Origin of the sequence: Janthinobacterium algoris (genome assembly GCF_051380935.1) — a bacterium.
GTDB lineage: Bacteria > Pseudomonadota > Gammaproteobacteria > Burkholderiales > Burkholderiaceae_D > Janthinobacterium.
On sequence record NZ_JBNYXZ010000010.1, the window covers coordinates 32,770 to 54,070 of the forward strand.

Here is a 21,301-nt window from a genome sequence, read left to right on the forward strand (position 1 = left end):
TGGCGTTTTTGTTTCCTTTCCACACAACTTCCGCCACGCCCCTCCGCTGTGTACGCAAACGTACGGACTGCAGCCGTCCAAGAGCACATGCTGCATGCAGACCAGCACTTCCCATCCCGCCGCCAGCGCCCTGCGCGACAAGGCGGAACGGCCACCTGGTCAGATTCTCTCCGTCACACCGCCATGCGAAACTCGCGCCCGACGCCGTCGAGCCGTTCCGTACCTAACGGCACACTGCCAAAGGATGCATCATGAAAACTACCCTGATATTACTCGCGCTCGCCTCTACCCTCGCCTTGACCGCTTGCCAGCGCGAATCACCACCTGTCGTGCAAGTCGTTCCCGGCCCTGCCGGCGCGCCTGGTCCTGCCGGCGCTACGGGTGCCAAAGGCGCCGAGGCCCCTGCCGGCGCAACCGGTGCCACCGGCGCCACGGGCCAGACCGGCGACAGCGGTGCTACAGGATACGATGGTGCCAAGGGCGCCACTGGTGCACAAGGCAACGAAGGTGCCAAGGGTGACGATGGCGCCAAGGGCAAAACGGGCGACACGGGCGATACCGTGATTGTCGTTCCACAACGCTAAGACGAGCAACCCCGTGAATCACCGGGAACTTTGTTCCCGCACAACGCCAACCCTTGCGGTTGGCGTTGTGCGTATGCGCAGTACCGTACAGTAGCATCGGCTGCATCGGCCTATCCTGTTCTTATTCAACAGGAGATATCGCATGCTGATGATGATGATGATGATGATGATGATGATACTGGCAGCCTTGCTCTGCCTGATCGCACTGTTCGCGCCCGGCCCCGTGCGCCGCGCCCTACTCGCTCCACGCCTGCTGGCCCTGTTCAAGCGCATCTTGCCAACCATGTCCGAGACGGAACGCGACGCGCTCGAGGCGGGCACCACGTGGTGGGACGCAGACCTGTTTTCCGGGCGGCCCGACTGGCCAAAATTGCTGGCCTACGGACGCGCCTCACTCACCGCCGAGGAGCGCCGCTTTCTCGAGCATGACGTCGAGCGGCTGTGCGAACTGGTCAACGACTGGGAAACGCAGCAGCAACTCGACTTGCCACCGCAAGCGTGGGCCTACATGAAAAGCCAAGGTTTCCTCGGCATGATCATCCCGAAACAATACGGCGGCAAACAGTTCTCCGCCTACATGCATTCGCAAGTGGTCATGAAATTGTCGAGCCGCTGCTCGGCGCTGGCGGTGACCGTGATGGTGCCCAATTCGCTGGGGCCGGCCGAATTGCTGTTGCACTACGGTACCGAAGAACAGAAAAACCATTACTTGCCGCGATTGGCTGCCGGCACCGACATTCCCTGCTTTGCGCTGACCAGCCCGTATGCGGGTTCCGACGCGGCCGCCATTCCCGACCTGGGCGTGGTGTGTATGGGCATGCATGAGGGGCGCGCCACCCTGGGTTTCCGCCTCACCTGGAACAAGCGCTACATCACGCTGGCGCCCGTGGCGACCTTGCTGGGCCTGGCATTCCAAACCAGCGATCCCGAACATTTGCTCTCCGATAACGATGCGCCCGGCATCACCTGCGCCCTGATCCCCGCCAGCCACGACGGCGTGGTGATCGGCCGCCGCCATCACCCATTGAACGCGGCATTCCAGAACGGCCCGACGTCAGGTCAAGATGTCTTCATCCCCATCGACTGGGTCATCGGCGGCCAGGCGCAAGTGGGCAAGGGCTGGCGCATGCTGATGGAATGCCTGGCGGCCGGGCGCGCCATTTCGCTGCCCTCGTCCAGCGTGGGCATGGGCAAGATGGCCGTGCGCGGCAGCGGCGCGTATGCGGCCGTGCGGCGCCAGTTCAACATGCCTATTGGCAAGTTCGAAGGCGTGCAGGAAGCGCTGGCCCGCATGGGCGCCAACTTGTACCTGATGGATGCGGCCCGCACCCTGGCCGCGCACGCCGTCGACCTGGGCGAAAAGCCGGCCGTCATTTCCGCCATCGTCAAATACCACGTCACGGAGCGGGGACGCGCGCTCGTCAATGACGGCATGGATATCCTCGGCGGCAAGGGCATCTGCATCGGCCCCAACAATTTCCTGGCCAGCGCCTACCAGCAAATCCCCATCGCCATCACGGTCGAAGGCGCCAACATCCTCACGCGCAGCCTGATCATCTTTGGCCAGGGCGCCATCCGCGCGCACCCGTATGTGCTCAGGGAAATGGCCGCCGTCAGCGAAAGCGACGGTCGCAAAGCCGTGCGCGATTTCGACTCTGCCTTCTTTGGCCACGTGGGCTTTGTGCTGGGCAACCTGGCCAGAGGGCTGTGGTACGGACTGGGCGGCGCGCGCCTGGCGGCCGTGCCCGAGGCCAGCGCGCCCGCACTGGCGCCCTACTACCGTGCCCTGACGCGCATCTCGACGGCCTTTGCCGTCATGACGGATATGTCGATGTTCGTGCTCGGCGGCGAGCTCAAGCGCCGCGAACGGTTGTCCGCGCGCCTGGGCGACGTGCTGGCGCAACTGTATCTGGCTTCGGCGGTGCTGAAGCGCTACGAGGACGATGGCCGGCCCGAGGCCGACCTGCCCTATGTGCACTGGTCGCTGCAAGATGCGCTGCTCAAGGCGCAACAGGGCTTGACGGGCGTACTCGATAACTTCCCCGCGCGCGCACTGGCGGTGCTGCTGCGCATGCTGCTCTTGCCCTTCGGCCTGCCCCATCGTCCGCCATCCGACGAACTGGGCAGCGCGGTGGCGCAGGCCTTGCAAACGCCGGGCGCCGACCGCGAACGGCTGCTGGCCGACGGCCATGTCGCCAGCGAGGGCAGCCACGGCGACGATCCGCTGGCCTGCGCCGAGCGGGCGCTGGCCTTGCTGCCCGAGGTCCTGCACATCGAAAACCGCCTGAAAGACACGCCCGCAGGGGCGGCCCTCCGGCACCTGCCGCAAAGCCTGTCCGCCATGCAACAGTGGCTGGCGACGGCCAAGCCGGCTGGCTCGGTCAGCTGCCAGGAGCACAATACCTTGCTGGAATATGCGCGCCTGGTCGACGGCTTGATACAGGTCGACGATTTCGCCCCCGCCGCGACGCAAGCCTCGCTTGCCTATCCCCGCGATGACGCAGGCATGTTTGATGCCAGCGGCAAGCGCAGCACGAGCGGCACCAAGGCCGCGTACACGACGATGGCGGAGAGCCAGATGGCGCCGGGCCAGTGCGCCCTGACGCCAAAATAAATACTGGAAAACACCAGCGGGCACAGCACGGATGCCAGGCTCACGGACGAGGCCAGTACGCCCTGGAATTGGCCTTGCCGGTCATCGGCAACTTGCCGCGTGGCCAGCGATTGCAGGGCCGGCGCGCCGATGCCGCCCAAGGCGAACACGGGCATGATGGCAAAGATCATCCAGCTGCGGGTAGCGAAGGCCATGACGAGCAGCGCCAGGCAGGCGCAGGCCACGCCCGCCAGGATGGTGGCGCGCTCGCCCAGCAGTTTCACTGCCGGGCCGGGCAAGAAGGCCTGGGCCAACGCCTGGCACACGCCAAAGGCGCCCAGCGACAGGCCGATCCACAGCCCGTTCCACTCGAACGCATCGTGGCCCCACAGCGCCCAGCACACGCCATACACTTCACCGGCCGCGCTGAAGGTAAAGAAAATGACGGTAATCGGCAGCAAGCTTTTCTCAGAGAAAACCCAGCGCAGCGGGCGCACGGGATTCAATGCCGCCAGGTCGATTTTTGCGCGCATGGGCGGGCGCATGAGCGGGCGAGATTCGGGCAACGTCAACAACGCCAGCAGCAGGTTAGCCATATTCAGTACGGCGGCCGCCATGAATGGCAGGCGCAGCCCGTAATCGCCCAGCGCGCCGCCCAGCACGGGGCCGATGATGAAGCCTGCCCCGAACATGGCGTTGAGCAAGCCGAAACGGCGCGCCCGCTGGTTTTCAAGAGAAATATCCGTGATGTAGGCCGTCGCCACGGAGATGTTGGCACTCGTCAAGCCCGCGATGGCGCGTCCCAGCAGCAGCATCCACAGGCTGGGTGCAAAGGCCAGGAACAGGTAATTGACGGCGGCGCCCGCCAGCGACAGCAGCAGCACAGGACGCCGGCCCAGGCGGTCGCTCAGCGCTCCCAACACCGGTGCAAAAATGAACTGCATCAGCGCGTACAGGGCAGTCATGATGCCGATATACGGTGCCACGTTGGCCACATGCGTGACATCTTGCAGCAGCGCGGGCAGGATGGGGAAAATCAGGCCGATGCCGATGGCGTCGAGGAGGACAGTGGCGAAGATGACAGGCAGCGCTGTCGCTGGAACCGATATTTTCATATACTCAATCTAAATATGTACTCAGTACATAAATAATACGCCACGCCTTGCTGCGCCATCAAGCGTTATCTGTACTCAGTACACATGGTGTATGATCGTGGCAACATGACGCTGCCTTCCGACCTACGCTCCCGCAAACGCCTTGCCACCCGGCAAGCCATCTCAAATGCCGCCACGCGCCTGTTTTTCGTGCGCGGCTTCGAGCAGGTGACGGTGGACGAGATCGCGGCCGCCGCCAACGTCGGACGCATGACCGTGTTCAACCACTTCCCGCGCAAGGAAGACATGTTCTTCGACCGCGAGGAAGAGGGACGCGAGTTGCTGCGCGAGGCGCTGCGCCAGCGCGATCACGCCATCGCCCCCATCGAGACCCTGCGCTTGCTGGCGCATCGGCTGGTATTGGAAGACAGTCCCTACATCACGTTTTCCGCCGCCGGCCAGGGTTTCATTGCCACCATCGAGGCCAGCGATACCCTCAAAGCGCGGGCACGGGCGATACGCGACGAGCTGGCGCAAGTGGTGGCGCAAGCGCTGACCGAGTGCACCGGGCGCGACGCGCGCGATCCCCAGGCCCACCTTGCGGCCAGCCTGCTGCTGGCCACCTGGAGCACAGCGCTCATCGAGGCCCACCGCGCATTCCGTCAGCATGGCGACGCGCAGCAAGCCAAGACCGGCTTTCTTGCCCTGGTGGACCAGGGGCACGCAGGCTTGAACGCCGCCATGGCGGGTACGCCTTACGCGTGATGTTGCCTGGCAGCGACCCGGAATCAGGGTTTCCTTGACCCAAAGCAATGCAATACGGCGCCAGCCAGCTTAAGATCGTCGGCTTTGCCCCTCCTCCATGCGCCACGCTCCCGAATTACTCCTGCCTGCCGGCTCGCTGGCCAAGATGCATGCCGCCTTCGACTATGGCGCCGACGCCGTCTACGCGGGCCAGCCACGTTACAGCTTGCGCGTGCGCAATAACGATTTTTCGACCTTGCAAGCCTTGCAGGAAGGAATCGATGGCGCGCATGCGCGCGGCAAGCAATTCTTTGTCGCCAGCAATATCTTCGCCCATAACGCCAAGCTGAAGACGTACGTGCGCGACATGGAGCCGGTGATCGCCATGCATCCCGATGCCTTGATCATGGCCGACCCGGGCCTGATCATGATGGTGCGCGACAAGTGGCCGGAGATTCCCGTGCACCTGTCCGTGCAAGCGAATGCCGTCAACTGGGCTGACGTGAAATTCTGGCACCGCATGGGCCTGACGCGCGTGATTTTGTCGCGCGAACTGTCGCTCGACGAGATCGAGGAAATCCGCCAGCGCTGCCCGGAGATGGAACTGGAAGTGTTCGTCCACGGCGCCCTGTGCATCGCCTATTCGGGCCGCTGCCTGCTGTCCGGCTATTTCAATCACCGCGACCCGAACCAGGGTACCTGCACCAATTCCTGCCGCTGGGATTACAAGGTGAAAAATGCCACGGAAGACGCCAGCGGCGACCTGGGCGGCATGCAGGTGGTGCCGCTGGAATTTCACCAGGCGCTGGCCGAGGCCGACAACAATGCGTTTTCCGCGCTGCACCAGCAGCCGCGCCATCCACTGGCCGACCAGCCCTATTTCATTGAAGAAGCGCAGCGCCCGGGCCAGCTGATGCCGATCCTCGAAGACGAGCACGGCACCTACATCATGAACTCGAAGGACTTGCGCGCCGTCGAGCATATCGAGCGCCTGGTGAAGATCGGCGTCGATTCGCTGAAGGTCGAAGGCCGCACCAAGTCGCTGTACTACGCAGCGCGCACGGCACAGGTCTACCGCCAGGCCATCGACGACGCCGTGGCGGGCCGTCCTTTCGATATCGGCCTGCTGGGCCAGCTGCAAGGCTTGGCCAACCGTGGCTACACAGACGGCTTTTACCAGCGCCACCACACGCAAACGCACCAGAACTACATGCGCGGCGCCTCCGAGGCGGACCGCAGCCAGTACGTGGGCGACGTGCTGGGCGTGACGGACGGCTGGGCCAGGGTGGAAGTGAAAAACCGCTTCGCCGTGGGCGACCGCATCGAGGCCCTGCATCCGGGCGGCAACCGCGATTTCACCATAGCACGCATGCTCAGTGATGACGGCAAGGAGATCCAGGTCGCGCCCGGCAGCGGCCACTTCGTGCGCATCGAACTCGACGGGGCACTCGACAAGGCCTTGCTAGCGCGGTATTTGTAAGCACCACTCTGGTGCGCGGGCGTGGCCGGCCCCATCATCAGCTGGATCAACACCCTGCCCGCCACATGGCGCTTGCAGGATTACAGGCTGACGTCAAACTTCTTCTGGATCGTCGTCCTCGCCACCACCTTCGGCTTGCTGCTCAGCTTTACCAGCGCGCGCAGCCTGGAAGGTGCGGGCGCCTCGGCCAATGGCTCGGCCATGCGGTACCTGCTGTTGGCCACCATCGGCATGCACATGGACCTCGGTGCCTTGCTCGACTAGCCTTTCCTGCTGGGCCTGATCGGGCTCGCCGGGCCTGGCGCTGAACCAACCTCATCACTTGCACCCAACAAGATCAGTGCCCTTTCCCTCTGCCGGAGAGCCTCCCAAAAATCACCACCATGTAGCAGAAACCCATCAAAACCAAATTTTCGCACCATTTTTGTGCGAAATCTGCGATGATCATTGCCCAAATAACCGATTACCTCCATGGAATTCTGATGAAATACGCATCTGCTCACGAGTATGTCCAGCATGTCGCCGCACGCAATCCAGGTCAAGCCGAGTTTCTGCAAGCCGTCACCGAAGTCATGGAGAGCTTGTGGCCATTCCTGGAACAGCACCCGAAATACGCGGAACAAGGCTTGCTGGAACGCTTGATCGAGCCGGAGCGCGTGGTAATGTTCCGCGTGTCGTGGGTCGATGACCATGGGCAAGTGCAAGTCAATCGCGGTTACCGCATCCAGCACAGCATGGCCATCGGGCCGTACAAGGGCGGCATCCGCTTCCACCCTTCCGTGACCTTGTCCGTGCTGAAATTCCTCGCCTTCGAACAGACGTTCAAGAATGCCCTGACAACCTTGCCGATGGGCGGCGGCAAGGGCGGCGCCGATTTCGATCCGAAGGGCAAGAGCCCGGGCGAAGTGATGCGCTTTTGCCAGGCGTTTGTCAGCGAACTGTTCCGCCATGTGGGCTCGGACACGGACGTGCCGGCCGGCGACATCGGCGTGGGCGGACGGGAAGTGGGCTACATGGCCGGCATGATGAAAAAACTCAGCAACCGCGCCGACTGCGTGTTCACGGGCAAGGGCGCCAGCTTTGGCGGCTCGCTGATGCGTCCGGAAGCGACGGGCTACGGCACCGTGTATTTTGCCGAGGAAATGCTGAAAACGCGGGGCCGCTCGTTCGAAGGCATGCGCGTTTCCGTTTCCGGCTCGGGCAACGTGGCGCAATACGCGGTGGAAAAAGCCATGGCCATGGGCGCGAAAGTCATCACCGTCTCCGATTCGAGCGGCACCATCATCGATGAAGGCGGTTTCACGCCGGAAAAACTGGCCATCCTGATGGAGATCAAGAACCATCTGTATGGCCGGGTCAGCGACTACGCCGAACGCACGGGCGTGCGCTTCGAGGCGGGCGTGTCACCATGGCATGTGCCAGTCGACATCGCCCTGCCCTGCGCCACGCAAAATGAATTGAACATCGACGACGCGCGCATCCTGATCGCCAATGGCGTGCAGTGCGTGGCCGAAGGCGCCAACATGCCCACCACCATCGAGGCGGCAAAAGCGTTCGAAGCGGCCGGCGTGCTGTATGCGCCGGGCAAGGCCAGCAATGCGGGCGGCGTGGCCACGTCGGGCCTGGAAATGAGCCAGAACGCGGCCCGCATGGCCTGGCCGCGCGAAGAAGTCGATGTGCGTTTATTGCAGATCATGCAAGGCATTCACGCAGCATGCAAACAGTACGGCACGCGCGCCGATGGCACCGTCAGCTACGTGGATGGCGCCAACATCGCCGGCTTCGTGAAAGTCGCCGATGCCATGCTGGCGCAGGGAGTGATTTAAAGCATTTCAGGCTTCATCAGGCTCTTGCGGCTGATCGTGCGGCCCGACACCATGAACTCGCCGTTGCCGCGGTAGTGCAGGGTTTCGGGCAGCTTGGGCGAGGTGGCCACGTGGGCCTTCACGCACTCGAAGATGAAGAAGCCACCCTTCGGATTGCCCGCCACCTGGGCCAGCTTGCATTCGAAGTTGGCATAGCACTCGGCAATCAGGGGCGCGCCCACCTTTTCGGCCGGCTGCGCCGTCAGGCCGAAAGCGGTGAACTTGTCCGTGTCTTCGCCACTGCAATTGCCGATGGCGACCACCTGATCGACCATGTCGGCCGTGGGCAGGTTGATCACGCACTCCATGCTGCGCTTGATCATTTCATAGCTGTGATTCGCGTCGGAAATGAAGCAGCCCAGCAAGGATGGCGACAATTCCATCAACATGTGCCAGGCCATCGTCATGACGTCGCTTTCACCCTTCCACGTTGAACTGACCAGCACCACCGGCCCCGGTTCAAGGAAACGGCGGATGTCGGCGACGGGATAATCTTCTTTGTGATAATTTTTCATCTGGTCTCCAGGACGCGGTACGCGGTACGCCATAGCATAGACCAACGGCGTCTGGCCGGGCGCGCGGCTGGCCGATGGCCGCTGTCATCCGCGCCGCGATTTGTGCAGTTCGTCGCAAATTTCTCCCCAATGGAGATGTTGCACAATAGAATACACTGATCAACTACTCAAGGAAACCGCCATGCGCCCTCTGTTCCTGTTGTCCGTCCTGTCCCTGGCTTGCCTCGCTACCCTCGCGCATGCCGACGAGCAAACCCGCACAGTCGGCGCCTTCAACGCCATCGATATCCGTGGCCCCATCAGCATCGAAGTCGAATCGGGCAAGGAGCAGACCCTGCTGCTGCGCGGCGACCAGAAATTCCTCAGCGGCGTGATCACGGAAGTGGTCGATGGCGAGCTGAAGATTTCCATGAAGGATAAAGATATCAAGAAAACGGAAGGCGACCCGCGGGTCATCATCACCATGCCTACCTTGCGCAAGCTGATCGCGGAAGGCGCGGGCGAGAAGATCTTGACCAAGCTCAATGGTCCACGAGTCGACATCAGCTACAAGGGCGCGGGCCGCCTGGCCGCCGATGGCCGGGTTGACTGGCTGCGCCTGAAGGCGCAAGGCGTGGGCGAAGTCGATACGAAAGCCTTGCTGGCGAAAAACGTCGATGTCAATTTCGAAGGCATCGGTTCCGTCAAGGTGTATTCCTCGGGCGAACTGAACGCCGTGGTGCGCGGCATGGGCGAGCTGACCTATTACGGCAAGCCGAAGATCGTGCACAAGTCGATCGCCGGCATCGGCAGCGTCAATGCCGCCAAATAAGATTTCCTAAAACAACAAGGCCATCAGGCCACTGGAGACCGCATGACCGCAACACATGACACGGAAGCGCCGCTGGTGCTGCGCGAGGATGAGGGTGGCTTGGTCACCCTGCGTTTGAACCGCCCCCTGCAATTCAATGCCCTGTCGGAAGCCATGCTGGCGGCGCTGCAAGAGGCCTTCGATACCATCGCGCAACAGCCGCACGTGCGCTGCGTGGTGCTGGCCGCCGAAGGCAAGGCCTTTTGCGCGGGCCACGATTTGCGCCAGATGCAAGCCACGCGCCAGCTTGCGTATTATCAAACCCTGTTCGCGCAATGCTCGCGCGTGATGCAGGCAATCCAGGCCTTGCCCGTGCCCGTGATTGCCAGCGTGCACGGCATCGCCACGGCGGCCGGCTGCCAGCTGGTGGCCAGCTGCGACCTGGCCGTGGCGGGCGCCTCCGCGCGCTTTGCCGTGTCCGGCATCAACGTGGGCCTGTTCTGCGCCACGCCATCGGTGGCCCTGTCGCGCAATGTATCGCCCAAGCGAGCCTTCGACATGCTGGTGACGGGCCGCTTCATCGACGCCGACACGGCCGCCGACTGGGGCCTGATCAATGAAACGGTGGCCGACGCGGCGCTCGACGAAGCCGTGGCGCGCCTGGCGCAACAGATCATGGCAAAAAGCCCGACAGCCATCCGCTACGGCAAGGCCATGTTCTACCGGCAGCGCCAGTTGCCGCTGGACGACGCGTATGCATATGCGGGCGACGTGATGGCGCGTAACATGATGGAAGAGGATGCGGAGGAAGGCGTGAGCGCCTTTTTAGAGAAACGGCCGCCCAGCTGGGCGCGGCCGTAACTTAATTTAGCGTAACTTAGCGTAACTTAGCGCTCTTGCTTCATCTGCTGCTGCACGGACAGACTCAAGGTACCCAGGTCTTCCTTGCCCAGCAGCGGCAATTGCGCCAGCAGTTGCATCAGGGCGGAACTGCCCGTCACGTCCAGCTCGGACGATTGCACCAGCACCGTGCCGGCGCCCGTGAAGTCGATCTGCTTTTCCTCGCCAGATAAACTGAAACCCGTGAGCGCGCCGGCAGCCGAGGCCCAGCCCTGCACGTGGGCATAATCGTAATGGTAGGAAGGGCTGGGGCAATCTGCCCAGCCCAGCACGGCCTGCTCGTCGACGCGGCATGGCAATTCCAGAAAATGCACGGGGCCGTTCGACGAGGCGATCACCTTGCCCGTGCCGATCATGGTGAGATAACCGGGCAAGGTCGATTCCTGGCAAATCACATCCTTGCTAAACCCCAGCAGGTTTTTCGCGCGGATGGTCATGTTGGCATTGTCCAGGTCATAGCACGCCAGGTCGTTGCCGTTGTCGCCCAAAATCAATTGACCCTGGCCTTGCGCCACGACAAAGTGGTGGATGTATTTCGGTGCATTGAAGGCATTGCGCACGATCAAATCGAGCACGCTGCTGCCCATGGCTTCGAAGCGCAGTTCGCCATAGAAGGCGATCATCTTGCCCTTGCGAATGAAGATCTGTTCCTTGACGTCGATGACATACGAAAAACGGTTCAGGTTATCGTTCTTCGGCAAGGTATCGGGAGTGTAAATCGTCATGGCTTACCTTTCGCTCGCTTGGATGTAGACCGTGCCCTGGCCCGTAAACTTCACCTGGTACGATTCGCCGGACGCCTGGCCGACAAAGGTTTTCCAGTTCAGGTCCGTGACGATGGTCGAGCTCAGCTGCCCCGTGTGGCCGATATACGCTTGCGGGTCGACAAACACGGGCACGTCCGGCGTGACGGGCAAGCCGATGGCATTGCCATCCGACAAAATCGCCACGTCGCCCGTGCCTTGCAAGGTGGTGGTAAACAAGCCCTGGCCCGAGGCCATGCCGCGCACCACGCCCTGCACGCCGCCCTGGTTGCCAAGGAACATGGTGCCGGCCGTCAGGCGCGCATCGAAGGCCAGCAGGGAATCGCTTTCCACATAGAATGTTTCACCGCGCACGGGAACGATGGTGACGAACAGGCCGCCCTGCGCGTAAAACACGCTGCCCGTGCCACGCGCCGACATCATGGCGTAGCCTTCGTTCGTGACGGCGCGCATGGCCAGGCTTTGCACGCCCTGACCGGCCAGGAAGGAGCGGCTGAACGCCACATCGCCCTGGTACGACACCATGGCGCCCTTGCGCGCGAACACTTCTTCATTGCCGAGTTTAACCTCTAGCATCTTTTCATTAATCTGCTGATAGACAGGCATCGCGGGTCCTCGCTAACTTAACGTTCGGCGGGCTGGATGAACACCACGCCCTGGCCGGTGAATTTGTGCTGGTACGATTCGCCCGAGCTCTGGCCGATCATGGTGCGCCAGTTGACGTCGAAGACGAATTCCTGGCGTATATCTCCCTTGAAGCCGACGAAGGCGTCCGGGTCCACGCACAGCGGGTGCGCCGGCGTCACTTCCAGCATGATCAGGTTGCCGCGCGAAATGACGGCCAGGTTGCCGTGACCTTCGACGGTGGTGGAAAACAGGCCCTGGCCCGAGCTGGCGCCGCGCAAGCCGGCAAAGCTGGTGCCCGTCTTCAGGCTGGTGTCATAGGCCAGCAGGCTGCTGCTTTCGATGGTCAGCTTTTCGCCGGCCAGCGCCATGACAGTGATCTCAGCCGCATTCTGCGCAAAAAACACGGTGCCCGTGCCGGCGGCCTGCATCACCTGCATGCCTTCGTTCGTTACCTTGCGCTTGAGCGCGCCGAAGAGGCCCTCGCCACCGAGCAGGGATTTTTCAAATTTGATGGCGCCCGTATAGGCGACCATGGCGCCGGCTATCGCCAGCACTTTTTCATCCTGCAGGCGCACTTCCAGCAGGCGGTCGGTATTGGTGCGGAAACTGGTCACGCGCGACTCCCCAAGAATGCCAGGGCACAAAGCCATGGCTATCCGACAAGATACCGGGGGCGTTACCGCCATGCAAGTGCTATTCCTCCCGAACGGGGGTGAGCGAATAAAAAAAGGCGTGCCCGAAGGCACGCCTTGCGTTCACACAGGGAACGGTTTATTCAGCCAGCACCGGTTTGGCGCCACGCGCGTTCTGCAACAGCGGCACGGGGTCATTGGTATTGACTTCCACCACCGTGACGCCCTGTACCACGCCAGCCACCTGGTAGCCGACGGCGCCCAGGTGACGCTTGCCTTCGGCCAGGTTGGACCAGCTCAACGAGACAGATGCGGTGCCGCCCGTGTAGGCCGTGCCCGGCATGAGCGCCTTGAAGCTGCCATTGTTCAAGCCCGGCGCCAGCACCCACGACGACAGGGTGTAGTCGGCCTGGCCGTTTTGCGGCGCGAAACCGATCACGCACACCTTGTACGTGCCGGCGGCAGGCAGGCGCAATTCCACTTGCTCATTGGAACTTTCATTGCCGCTGCTGCCGACCAGCACATTGGCGGCGTTGTAAACCTCCATGTCCATGTCGGTATTCGCGCCGCCCGTCGTTTCCGCATCGTAGGTGGCAAAACGCGCCGCCAGGGTACCGGCCGGTATCACCACGTTGTGCACGTTCACACCCGTGGCGCCACCGGCCTTACAGGCGGCCGATGCGGCGGCGCCCGTCGTCGCCTGGCCGACCGTGCGCGCTTCGCGCACGGCTTCGACCAGCCCCGACTTGACGCCCACCAGCGCGCCAGTGAAACCCGTGCCCAGAGTCAGCACCTTGCTGCCCGTGGCCGCTTCGCTGCTGACCCGCGAAATGGCGGCCAGCGAGGTGCCGCGCGCCGTCAGCGGGCTGCGCACCGTGTGCCTGCCATCCGTCCAGCTCAGGGCGCCGTAAGTCCAGGTATTGGCCGGCGCCGTGGTGCGCGTCAGCTTGACCTGGAACTGGCCCTTGGCGCCCGGTGCCAGGCTCAGGCTGGTTGGCGTCACCGCCACCGTATAGCCGGGCAGGCTAGCCGAGACGTTGTAGACGGCGCTGCTGGCGCCCACGTTGGTCACCGTGCGCGTCAGCGTTTGCGTGCCCAGCACGTTGGCCGCCGTCAGCGATGCCAGATTCAGGTTGTAGGCAGCGATGCTGCCGATGGCCTGGCAAGTGGCTGCGCTGTAGACCTTCAGGTTCAGGCCGCACAAGAAGCGCGCATAGTCTATTTCCGACATGTCATACACGAGGCCGGGATCGGCCGCGCTGTTCGGCGCGATGTGGCCGGCACCCTGGCCCCACGGCAGCTGGCCCGAGTTCTTCGCCGTGGCATCCCACGACACGGAACCGTTCAAGCCATCCGAATAGGTGCTGAAGGCCGTCGTCATCAGCGCCGACTTGATGGCTGCGGGCGACCAGTCCGGATGCTGCTGCTTGAGCAGCGCCGCCACGCCGGCCACGTGCGGGCTGGCCATCGAGGTGCCGGAATAGAAATCCCACTCGGCCGACGGCGCCACGCCACCGGCCGCCACGGCATCGCGCTGCGCCTGCGTCAGGTCGGCCGTCACGCCGGCCAGCACGTTGGTGCCGGGCGCCGACAAGTCGGGTTTCAGGATGTTCGCATTGGCCACGTTCGGCCCGCGCGAGGACCGGTCGCTGACGATCGGCGCCTGCACCGTGGTGTCGGCAATGGTATGGATTTCGCCCAGGGCCGCCGTGCCGTCGGGCGTCGCCGCCATGAAAACCTTCAGCGCGTCGCCCTGCGCCTGCGCCAGGTGCACGGTCGACAGCGCGTGCGCCTGGTTGATGATGGTGTTGGCGCCTCCGGCCACGTTGGCGATGATGACACCCGCCGCGCCCGCCGTCTTGGCGTTCGCGCTCTTGTTGACCAGCACATTGCCGCCACGATCGCACACCAACACCTTGCCCGCCACCTTCGCCGGGTCCAGATACGCCGAGCTGGCATCGGCCGCGCCGAAGCAGCGCAGCAGCTTGACATCCGTTGGCAACACGCCGGCCAGGCCAGCGTCGCGCGACCGGATCAGCGGCAGCGCGGGCGTCTTCGCATTGCTCGATGCGCCTTCCAGCTTGCTGCCGTTGCTGAGTATCACATTGCCCGCGTACAGGCGGTTGTGGGTGGAATTGGCCACCGTCGCCAGCCATGGGCTGATGTGCGACACGGGCGCCGGCACGTCGGGTGCGGGCGTGGCCGGGCCGGAATTGCCGCCGGACGTGGCGACAAACACGCCCGCTGCCGCCGCGCCGAGGAAGGCCACTTCCGTCGGTTCGTCGAAGGCGCCGCCGCCCGCGTTCGGGCCGATGGAGAAGTTGATGACATTCACGCCGTCCTTGACCGCCTGGTCGATGGCGGCCACGCTGTCGGCCGTGGCGCAGCCGTTGCGCCCCGTCGAGGCGGCCGTCCAGCAGACTTTATAGGCGGCGATGCGGGCGCGCGGCGCCATGCCCGACGCCTTGCCCAGCGAGACGCCGTTCGAGGTGGCCAGGGCGCCATTGTTGCCGCCGGCCGTGGACGCCGTATGCGTGCCATGGCCGCCGTGCCCCGTCAGGCCGGCGACGGAATCGCGCGGCGACAAGAATTCCGTCCAGTGCAGCGCCGACGTGGCGGCGCGGTAGTAGCGCGCGCCGATCAGCTTATTGTTGCAATTGTCGGCAGAGAAGCCTTCGCCCGTCTGGCATGTGCCCTGCCAGCTGGCCGGTGGCGCGCCGTACACGACGTTGTTGCCGCTGTGGCTGGGCACGCCATTCTCGTCGAGGCGGTCGGCAAAGGCCGTGTTCTCGGGCCAGATGCCGCTGTCGACGATGCCAATGATGATGTCTTCGCCCGCGTGCGCCTTGCCGCCCAGCTGTTCCCAGATGCCGCCCGGTTTGTCCAGGCCCAGGAAGCTCGGCGTGTAGCTGGTGTCGAGCTGCAGGATGGAATCGGCGCTGATGCTGGCCACGCCGCTGTTCTTCTTCAGGGCCCGCACTTCATCGTCCGTCAGCAAGGCGGAAAAGCCGTTAAAGACGACGCTGTACTGGTGCGTGATTTCAGCCGCGCTGACGGTGCCGGCCACGGCGGCCTGTTTGGTGTCAAGGTAGCTCAGGTAGGCCTGCACATCGGCGGCGCCCACATCGATGCGGGCGCCCGGGGCCGGCCTGGTGGCGGCCAGGCCGTCGACCTGGCCCGTGTAGGTGGCGGCCGGCTTGTCGACCAGCTGCACGATGTAGGAGCGGCGTTCCTGCGCCTGCGCCGCTTGCGCCAGGCTGGCGGCCAGCAGAAGGATACCGAGTGAAACGGGACGTAGTTTCATCTCACGCTCCTTGCACGGTGAAAGCTGCGAACTTGCCGGCGCGGCGGCGCGACAGCATGCCGATGGTGCCCAGGCCGGCCAGCATCAGCATGTAGGTCGACGGCTCCGGCACGGCGCTGATATTGATATTGTCGAGCGCAAACTGGCCCTGGTTAAAGGCGGGGAAATCGAGGGAATTGCTGCACGCGCCGGTGTCATTGAAAATGCAGGCGTTGAAGGTCAGACCCGTGAAGGCGTAGTTGCTGAAGCCGCTCAGCAGGGAAGCGCTCTGGAAATGGTAATTGCCATCGCTGCCCTGGCCGGGAAACGCCAGCGAGGTGCTGATCACCTGGCCGTTGCTGAGGGTGCCGCTCAGTTGCAGTTCGCCCCAATTCATGTTCGGCAAGCCCGACACGGGCGCGATGAAGGAATAGTCGAAACCGGCCAGGGTGAATGCCTGGTGGTCGGCACGCGCGAAATTCACGCCGCCATCGTTGAGGATGGCCAGGTAGTTGCCGGTGGCGCCCTGCGGGCAGGCAGCGATATCGCACGACGAGCCCGCGCGGCCATCGAGGATGGCGCCCACGCCGCTGACGCCGCCGCCGGCCGCCGTGGTCGGGTCGGCCAGGAACAGCAGGTTGTAGCTCGACGTATTGAGCGTCTGGCCGCTTGCATACACGTCGGGGCGCAAGTTATCAAAGCTCAGGACACCGGCCATGGCCGGCGCCGAGGCCAGCACGGACAAGGTGGCGAATACGGCAAAGACGGTGGAGCGACCGCGGGTAGCGGGCGGATTGACGGTGGCGGGCGATACCCGCGCATGTGATAAACGATTCATTCTATTCCCTTGATTGTTGTGGATAGATAGGTCGGCAGGTCTGACGCCCACTTTCAGCTTTTTCACAAAAGTGTCAACAAATATAGCAAATTACATAAAATAAATATCATATTTTTAATATCATTTATTTATTTTTTATCTAACTCTGCGAAACTTTGTTTTGTTTTATCTATGAAAGCTTGAGGAATCTCAACGTTACATTTGAACAACAGTTCATGGCGGCCCAGGCGTGCGCGCCAGCGTGCCGACGCGACTTCAGATAAGCTCGAAATCCGTGCTTGCCGCAGCGTCACATCGCGGTACACCTGTTCCATCCTGGAACACTGCCTGGTCTGCCGGCGCTCCGCCAGACGCCCCCCTTGCGCCCCCTGCGCCGATGGCATGAAGCTTGCACGATAAGGACATCGACCGTGCTTAGGGAGCAGCATCATGCAACACCATCAACTTGGCGCCCAGGCAAGCGCGCGCGCCCGGCCGCGCGGGTTCTTCCTGCTGTGCTGCGCGCTGGCGCTGGCTTTTTTCCTGCTGGCCGCCAGGCTAAACCTGGCCGAACGGCTGACGCATGCCCTCTGGCGCCAGGAGCACTGGCAACTCGATGAACTGGTCCTGAGCCTGCTGCTGCTGGTGCTGGCGCTGGCCGGCTTTGCCGTGCGACGCGGACGCCAGGTGGCGCTGCTGCTGGCGCAAAACCGCGCCCTCACGCAGCGCCTGCTGCGCGCGCAGGAAGAGGAACGCTGCGCGCTGGCGCGCGAGCTGCACGACGAAGTGGGACAAGACTGCACCGCCATCCGCGCCGCCGCCAGCTACATCCTGCGCGCGCGCGATGGCGACCAGGCGAACGTGCAAGCGTGCGCCGCCAGCATCGCCCGCTCTGCGGAAGCGCTGCAGGCGATGGTGCGCAGCATGCTGCGCCGGCTGCGCCCGCCCGTGCTCGACAGCCTGGGCCTGGAAGCGGCTCTGCAGGCGCTGTGCGACAGCTGGGCGCAGCAGCACGGCATCGCCTGCCGTTTCGCCCAGCAGGCCATCCCCGCCGACTTCGACGATAGCACCGCCACCGCCATCTACCGCCTGGTGCAGGAGGGCTTGACGAATGTGGCACGCCACGCCGGCGCCGACCATGCCACGGTGGAATTGCGCGCCGATGCGCACGGCTCGCTGCACCTGGCCATCGAAGACAATGGCCAGGGTTTGCGCCAGGACAGGCAGCAGGATGCCGGTTTCGGCATGCTGGGCATGCGTGAAAGAGTGGCTGGCTTGCGCGGCCATATCCGCTGGATCAGCGCACTGGGCAAGGGCTTGCGCATCGAAGTGGCCATGCCATTGACGGCCAGCGCCGCATGAACATGCGCCCGATCCGCGTGATGCTGGTGGATGACCACCCGGTGGTTCGCACGGGCTACCGGCGCTTGCTGGAACAGGGCGGCGAGATCGCCGTCGTAGCCGAGGCAGGCAATGGCGAAACGGCGTATGGCTTGTACCTGGAGCACGCGCCCGACGTCTGCGTGACGGATTTGTCCATGCCCGGCATCGGCGGCCTGGAATTGCTGCGCAAGCTGCTCGCCCGCGACGCCGCTGCACGCGTGCTGGTGTTCAGCATGCACGACACGCCGCAACTGATCGCGCGTGCCCTCGACGGCGGCGCCTGCGGCTACGTCAGCAAGCAAGCCGACCCGGAACACCTGATCGACGCCGTGCGCGCCGCCCACGCGGGCCGGCGCTACCTCGATCCGCACAGCGCGCCCGGCGTGCTGCAGGGCACGGCCCGCATGGAAGCGCAGCGTTTGAGCAGCCTGAGCCAGCGCGAATTCGAAATCTTCCGCCTGCTGGCCGAAGGCCGCAGCGCCGCCGACTGCGCCCGCCTGCTACACGTCAGCAGCAAGACAGTGGCCAACCACCAGACGTGCATCAAGGAAAAGCTGGACGTGCCCGGCCCCGCCGCCCTCGTCCATCTTGCGCTGCGCAATGGCGTCATTGAGCATATCCACCCTTAAAAAGCGTAGCGCAAGCCCACATTCACGCTGCGCGGCGCGCCGGCCGCATAAAACGTCGCATTGACCATCGGATAGTCGCCGTTCACGGCCGGCAGCGGCCTGGCGGCAAAGTTGCCGTTGGCATCGAAACCCGTGGCCCCCAGCTGGGCCGCCGTCGCGTATTTCCGGTCGAACAGGTTGTTCACCTGGGCAAATACGCTCAGGCGTGGCGTCAGCTGATACTTGCCATTCAGTTCGACCACGGCATAGCCGCCGCTCTTGCCCGAACCCAGATACGATGGTCCTCCCGCCTGGTGCTGCTTGTTTTCATTGCCGCGCGCATAGGCACTGGAGACGGCCGTCATGGCCAGGCCCACCGTCCAGTCGCGTCCTCCCTGGACATCCACGTGCGCCTTGAAAATATGGCTGGGTGTCAGGGGAATCCGGTTTCCCGGCGTGATGACGATATTGCCTTCCAGGCCGGGCGCGTCCGCGTCGCTGCTGCTGTTGGCGCTGCCGTTGACCACTTCGCGGCTTTGATAGGTCGCCTGCAGCCACGTGTAGTTGACGCCGAAATCCAGCGCGCCCGCCTTGCCATCCACCGCCAGTTCGACGCCCTGGTGGCGCGTCTTGCCGAAATTCTTGAAATAGCCAAAGCCGGCTTGGTTGTCGGCCACGAACAGGATATCGTCGTGGTTTTCCGCGTGAAACACGCCCGCGCTCCAGCGGGCCAGCTCGCCCCACTTGCCGCGCACGCCCGTTTCCCACGTCTTCGTCACCACCTGTTTTAATGGCGGGTCGCCGGCCATGGCGTTGGGCAGGCGGCATGGGTTTTCCGGGTCGGCGCAACCGAGTTCGATGGCCGTCGGCGTGCGGCTGCCTTCGTTGTAGCCCAGGTAGGCGCCGATGCCGGCCGCTGGCGCATAGGCCAGGCCGATGGCGGGATTGAAGCGGCTGAAACGGTGGTCGCCGTCCAGCGAACCGCTGCCGCCGCCGGGCGTGATGGCGTCGCGGTTGCGCACCGTGCTGCGGTTGTAGCGGCCCGAGACGGTCAAGGTCAAATTTTGATTGAACGCAATGCTGTCGCTCGCATACACGCTCCAGGTGCGCATGCGCCCGCTCAAGTCGACCCGGTTGTCCACTGGCGTGCCATCGTCATCGATTTCCGTGCCGTCGGCAAAGAAGTCGACGGGCGTGATGCTGCGGTCCGGGTTCAGGTAGCCGAACTGGCTGGTCTGGCGGAAGGTGGCGTGGCTGGCATCGAAGGCGGCGCCGGCCGTGACAGCATGGCGCGCTCCCGCCAGGTCGGCCAGCGCAGTGAACTGGCCAGAGAGCCCATAGTTTTCCTGTTGCGTATGGCTGCGGTTGATCATGCCGTTGCATTTTTCGGCCGGCTCATCGTTCAACAAGACATTGCCGATGCAGCGCCACTGCGGAAACGGCGTATTGCTTGCATTCGCTCCGCTGGCGGGAAAGCCTGTGTAGCCGGCCGCCGCCAGCGCCGCCCGCTCGGCCGCGCCGGGCTGGTAGACAGACTGGTCGAGCGACTCGTCGTTCAGGTCGCCGTTAAACGTGTGCGTGTCGATCTTGCGGTAGTACACATTGCCGGACAAGAGCAAGGTTTCGCTGGCCTGGTGCTTGCCCGTCAAGTTCAGCAGGGTCGACTTGTTCTGCGTCAAATCGGGCTTGGTGTACACGCTGCGGTAATCGCGCGCCAGCAAGCGCTGCTCCTGCAAGCCGTTGCCCGTCAGCGCATTGTCCGCATGGGCAACGGTGACGGCAAGGTCCGTGCGCGCATCGCTCCAGCCCAGCTTGCCAAACACCTGGCGCACGTCGGACGGCGAATTGTCGCGCCAGCCGTCTTCCTTGAAGCGGTTGCCCGTCACATACCAGTGCCAGCCCTGCGCATTGCTGCCGCCATGCTCGAATTCGACGGCGCGTCGCTGGTGCGAACCCAGGCGCGCCTCGATGGCGGTGCCGGGGCTGCTGCGGCCATCCTTGGTTTGCAGGGCCAGCGCGCCGCCCAGGGTGTTGAGGCCAAACAGGGGATTCGAGCCGGGCATCAGGGTCAGCGAGGCTATCGCCATGCGCGGGATCAAGTCCCAGCTGACGACGTCGCCAAACGGCTGGTTCAGGCGCATGCCGTCCAGATACACGGACAGCCCTTGCGGCGTGCCCAGCAGGGGCGAAGCCGTATAGCCGCGATAGCTGACGTCGGGCTGGAACGGGTTGTTCTGCACTTCATTCACGTAGACGCTGCCCAGGTTGCGGCGCAAGAAGGCGGAAATATCGAGCGCGCCGCTGCGGGTAATCTGCTGCGCGCTGGCCGTTTGCACGGGCGCGGCCAGCGTATCGCGCGGCTGCTCCACGCTGGGCAGCGGCATGCTGCCCGTGATGATGACGGTGGGCAAGTCGCCCGAGGTGGCCAGGCTGGAGGCCGGGTTGGCGTCGCCGGCAAGGTCGGCGGCCTGCGCCTGGCACAGCGCCATGGCGGTGGCGGCGAATAAAGTCAGTTTCATGCGTATCCCCGTTTTTATAGTGGTTTTTATTGCGTCCAGTATCGAACAGCCACCAGGGATGAACTAGGGAAAAACTCCCGCCGTGCAGGGAAGGGGTAACAAA

Annotated in this window: 18 protein-coding genes and 1 pseudogene; 10 read left to right on the forward strand and 9 right to left on the reverse strand. The window is 63.7% G+C overall.

Features of this window, described 5'->3' with window-relative positions; genetic code table 11:
• The first annotated feature begins 251 nt into the window (after positions 1-251).
• Complete coding sequence (locus ACQ4W7_RS16060) at positions 252-584, forward strand: collagen-like protein (protein WP_426073184.1); 333 nt, start codon at positions 252-254, stop codon at positions 582-584.
• 142 nt (positions 585-726) lie between these two features.
• Positions 727-3,120: pseudogene (locus ACQ4W7_RS16065) on the forward strand (acyl-CoA dehydrogenase); the annotation flags it as partial.
• Here ACQ4W7_RS16065 and ACQ4W7_RS16070 read toward each other — a convergent pair.
• Complete coding sequence (locus ACQ4W7_RS16070; protein ID WP_436531701.1) at positions 3,069-4,292, reverse strand: TCR/Tet family MFS transporter; 1,224 nt, start codon at positions 4,290-4,292, stop codon at positions 3,069-3,071. The pseudogene ACQ4W7_RS16065 and the gene ACQ4W7_RS16070 sit on opposite strands and share 52 nt — an antisense overlap.
• A 105-nt stretch (positions 4,293-4,397) precedes the next feature.
• On the opposite strand from ACQ4W7_RS16070, the gene ACQ4W7_RS16075 reads away from it, so the two are divergent.
• From ACQ4W7_RS16075 to gdhA, 4 genes are all read left to right on the forward strand, one after another.
• Positions 4,398-5,036 carry a TetR/AcrR family transcriptional regulator gene (locus ACQ4W7_RS16075; protein ID WP_436531703.1) on the forward strand — a complete coding sequence of 213 codons (639 nt, stop codon included), beginning with the start codon at positions 4,398-4,400 and terminating at the stop codon, positions 5,034-5,036.
• Positions 5,037-5,133: 97 nt separating this feature from the next.
• On the forward strand, positions 5,134-6,495 hold the full coding sequence (trhP, locus tag ACQ4W7_RS16080; RefSeq protein ID WP_436531705.1) for a prephenate-dependent tRNA uridine(34) hydroxylase TrhP: 1,362 nt from the start codon (positions 5,134-5,136) through the stop codon (positions 6,493-6,495).
• A 21-nt stretch (positions 6,496-6,516) separates the two neighbouring features.
• On the forward strand, positions 6,517-6,759 hold the full coding sequence (locus ACQ4W7_RS16085; protein WP_436531707.1) for a DUF819 family protein: 243 nt from the start codon (positions 6,517-6,519) through the stop codon (positions 6,757-6,759).
• Positions 6,760-6,977: 218 nt separating this feature from the next.
• Positions 6,978-8,321 carry an NADP-specific glutamate dehydrogenase gene (gene gdhA / locus ACQ4W7_RS16090; RefSeq protein ID WP_436531709.1) on the forward strand — a complete coding sequence of 448 codons (1,344 nt, stop codon included), beginning with the start codon at positions 6,978-6,980 and terminating at the stop codon, positions 8,319-8,321.
• Here gdhA and ACQ4W7_RS16095 read toward each other — a convergent pair.
• Positions 8,318-8,875, reverse strand: coding sequence for a flavin reductase family protein (locus ACQ4W7_RS16095; RefSeq protein ID WP_426073190.1), 558 nt, complete (start codon positions 8,873-8,875; stop codon positions 8,318-8,320). The genes gdhA and ACQ4W7_RS16095 overlap by 4 nt on opposite strands.
• Before the next feature lie 181 nt (positions 8,876-9,056).
• Between ACQ4W7_RS16095 and ACQ4W7_RS16100 the strand changes: the two genes are divergently transcribed.
• Together ACQ4W7_RS16100 and ACQ4W7_RS16105 are read left to right on the forward strand one after the other, a co-directional pair.
• On the forward strand, positions 9,057-9,686 hold the full coding sequence (locus ACQ4W7_RS16100) for a head GIN domain-containing protein (RefSeq protein ID WP_436531711.1): 630 nt from the start codon (positions 9,057-9,059) through the stop codon (positions 9,684-9,686).
• Between the two features lie 42 nt (positions 9,687-9,728).
• Positions 9,729-10,526 carry an enoyl-CoA hydratase gene (locus tag ACQ4W7_RS16105; protein ID WP_436531713.1) on the forward strand — a complete coding sequence of 266 codons (798 nt, stop codon included), beginning with the start codon at positions 9,729-9,731 and terminating at the stop codon, positions 10,524-10,526.
• A gap of 26 nt (positions 10,527-10,552) precedes the next feature.
• On the opposite strand, the gene ACQ4W7_RS16110 is transcribed toward ACQ4W7_RS16105, so the two are convergent.
• The 6 genes from ACQ4W7_RS16110 to ACQ4W7_RS16135 all read right to left on the reverse strand — a co-directional run bounded on the left by ACQ4W7_RS16110 (position 10,553) and on the right by ACQ4W7_RS16135 (position 17,140).
• Positions 10,553-11,290: an AIM24 family protein gene (locus ACQ4W7_RS16110; RefSeq protein WP_436531715.1), complete on the reverse strand. Its 738-nt coding sequence runs from the start codon at positions 11,288-11,290 to the stop codon at positions 10,553-10,555.
• 3 nt (positions 11,291-11,293) lie between these two features.
• Positions 11,294-11,905 (reverse strand): AIM24 family protein, encoded by a 612-nt coding sequence (locus tag ACQ4W7_RS16115; protein WP_235211788.1) that lies wholly within the window; start codon positions 11,903-11,905, stop codon positions 11,294-11,296.
• Positions 11,906-11,952: 47 nt separating this feature from the next.
• The gene (locus ACQ4W7_RS16120; protein WP_436531717.1) at positions 11,953-12,606 is read right to left on the reverse strand and encodes an AIM24 family protein; all 654 of its coding nucleotides are present in this window, start codon (positions 12,604-12,606) and stop codon (positions 11,953-11,955) included.
• Positions 12,607-12,727: 121 nt separating this feature from the next.
• Positions 12,728-15,892 carry a S8 family serine peptidase gene (locus ACQ4W7_RS16125; RefSeq protein ID WP_436531720.1) on the reverse strand — a complete coding sequence of 1,055 codons (3,165 nt, stop codon included), beginning with the start codon at positions 15,890-15,892 and terminating at the stop codon, positions 12,728-12,730.
• A gap of 1 nt (position 15,893) precedes the next feature.
• The gene (locus ACQ4W7_RS16130) at positions 15,894-16,709 is read right to left on the reverse strand and encodes an NF038120 family PEP-CTERM protein (protein WP_436531722.1); all 816 of its coding nucleotides are present in this window, start codon (positions 16,707-16,709) and stop codon (positions 15,894-15,896) included.
• Positions 16,710-16,837: 128 nt separating this feature from the next.
• Positions 16,838-17,140 carry a hypothetical protein gene (locus ACQ4W7_RS16135; RefSeq protein WP_426073197.1) on the reverse strand — a complete coding sequence of 101 codons (303 nt, stop codon included), beginning with the start codon at positions 17,138-17,140 and terminating at the stop codon, positions 16,838-16,840.
• On the opposite strand from ACQ4W7_RS16135, the gene ACQ4W7_RS16140 reads away from it, so the two are divergent.
• Both ACQ4W7_RS16140 and ACQ4W7_RS16145 read left to right on the forward strand, forming a co-directional pair.
• Positions 17,139-18,050: a histidine kinase gene (locus ACQ4W7_RS16140; protein ID WP_426073198.1), complete on the forward strand. Its 912-nt coding sequence runs from the start codon at positions 17,139-17,141 to the stop codon at positions 18,048-18,050. The genes ACQ4W7_RS16135 and ACQ4W7_RS16140 overlap by 2 nt on opposite strands.
• Positions 18,047-18,700 (forward strand): response regulator transcription factor, encoded by a 654-nt coding sequence (locus ACQ4W7_RS16145; RefSeq protein ID WP_426073199.1) that lies wholly within the window; start codon positions 18,047-18,049, stop codon positions 18,698-18,700. Before ACQ4W7_RS16140 ends, ACQ4W7_RS16145 begins: the two co-directional genes overlap by 4 nt.
• Here the strand turns inward: ACQ4W7_RS16145 and ACQ4W7_RS16150 are convergent.
• Entirely contained in the window at positions 18,697-21,198 is a 2,502-nt protein-coding gene (locus tag ACQ4W7_RS16150) for a TonB-dependent receptor (protein ID WP_436531725.1), read from the reverse strand. The genes ACQ4W7_RS16145 and ACQ4W7_RS16150 overlap by 4 nt on opposite strands.
• Positions 21,199-21,301: the final 103 nt, after the last annotated feature.

What these genes read in the sequence shown, in the direction of transcription:
- ACQ4W7_RS16060 (WP_426073184.1), top strand. Translation starts at nt 252, where the DNA reads ATGAAAACTACCCTGATATTACTCGCGCTCGCCTCTACCCTCGCCTTG.
- ACQ4W7_RS16115 (WP_235211788.1), bottom strand. Translation starts at nt 11,905, where the DNA reads ATGCTAGAGGTTAAACTCGGCAATGAAGAAGTGTTCGCGCGCAAGGGC.
- ACQ4W7_RS16130 (WP_436531722.1), bottom strand. Translation starts at nt 16,709, where the DNA reads ATGAATCGTTTATCACATGCGCGGGTATCGCCCGCCACCGTCAATCCG.
- ACQ4W7_RS16070 (WP_436531701.1), bottom strand. Translation starts at nt 4,292, where the DNA reads ATGAAAATATCGGTTCCAGCGACAGCGCTGCCTGTCATCTTCGCCACT.
- ACQ4W7_RS16075 (WP_436531703.1), top strand. Translation starts at nt 4,398, where the DNA reads ATGACGCTGCCTTCCGACCTACGCTCCCGCAAACGCCTTGCCACCCGG.
- trhP (WP_436531705.1), top strand. Translation starts at nt 5,134, where the DNA reads ATGCGCCACGCTCCCGAATTACTCCTGCCTGCCGGCTCGCTGGCCAAG.
- ACQ4W7_RS16100 (WP_436531711.1), top strand. Translation starts at nt 9,057, where the DNA reads ATGCGCCCTCTGTTCCTGTTGTCCGTCCTGTCCCTGGCTTGCCTCGCT.
- ACQ4W7_RS16140 (WP_426073198.1), top strand. Translation starts at nt 17,139, where the DNA reads ATGCAACACCATCAACTTGGCGCCCAGGCAAGCGCGCGCGCCCGGCCG.
- ACQ4W7_RS16135 (WP_426073197.1), bottom strand. Translation starts at nt 17,140, where the DNA reads ATGATGCTGCTCCCTAAGCACGGTCGATGTCCTTATCGTGCAAGCTTC.
- ACQ4W7_RS16095 (WP_426073190.1), bottom strand. Translation starts at nt 8,875, where the DNA reads ATGAAAAATTATCACAAAGAAGATTATCCCGTCGCCGACATCCGCCGT.
- ACQ4W7_RS16105 (WP_436531713.1), top strand. Translation starts at nt 9,729, where the DNA reads ATGACCGCAACACATGACACGGAAGCGCCGCTGGTGCTGCGCGAGGAT.
- ACQ4W7_RS16150 (WP_436531725.1), bottom strand. Translation starts at nt 21,198, where the DNA reads ATGAAACTGACTTTATTCGCCGCCACCGCCATGGCGCTGTGCCAGGCG.
- ACQ4W7_RS16125 (WP_436531720.1), bottom strand. Translation starts at nt 15,892, where the DNA reads ATGAAACTACGTCCCGTTTCACTCGGTATCCTTCTGCTGGCCGCCAGC.
- ACQ4W7_RS16110 (WP_436531715.1), bottom strand. Translation starts at nt 11,290, where the DNA reads ATGACGATTTACACTCCCGATACCTTGCCGAAGAACGATAACCTGAAC.
- ACQ4W7_RS16145 (WP_426073199.1), top strand. Translation starts at nt 18,047, where the DNA reads ATGAACATGCGCCCGATCCGCGTGATGCTGGTGGATGACCACCCGGTG.
- ACQ4W7_RS16120 (WP_436531717.1), bottom strand. Translation starts at nt 12,606, where the DNA reads ATGGCTTTGTGCCCTGGCATTCTTGGGGAGTCGCGCGTGACCAGTTTC.
- gdhA (WP_436531709.1), top strand. Translation starts at nt 6,978, where the DNA reads ATGAAATACGCATCTGCTCACGAGTATGTCCAGCATGTCGCCGCACGC.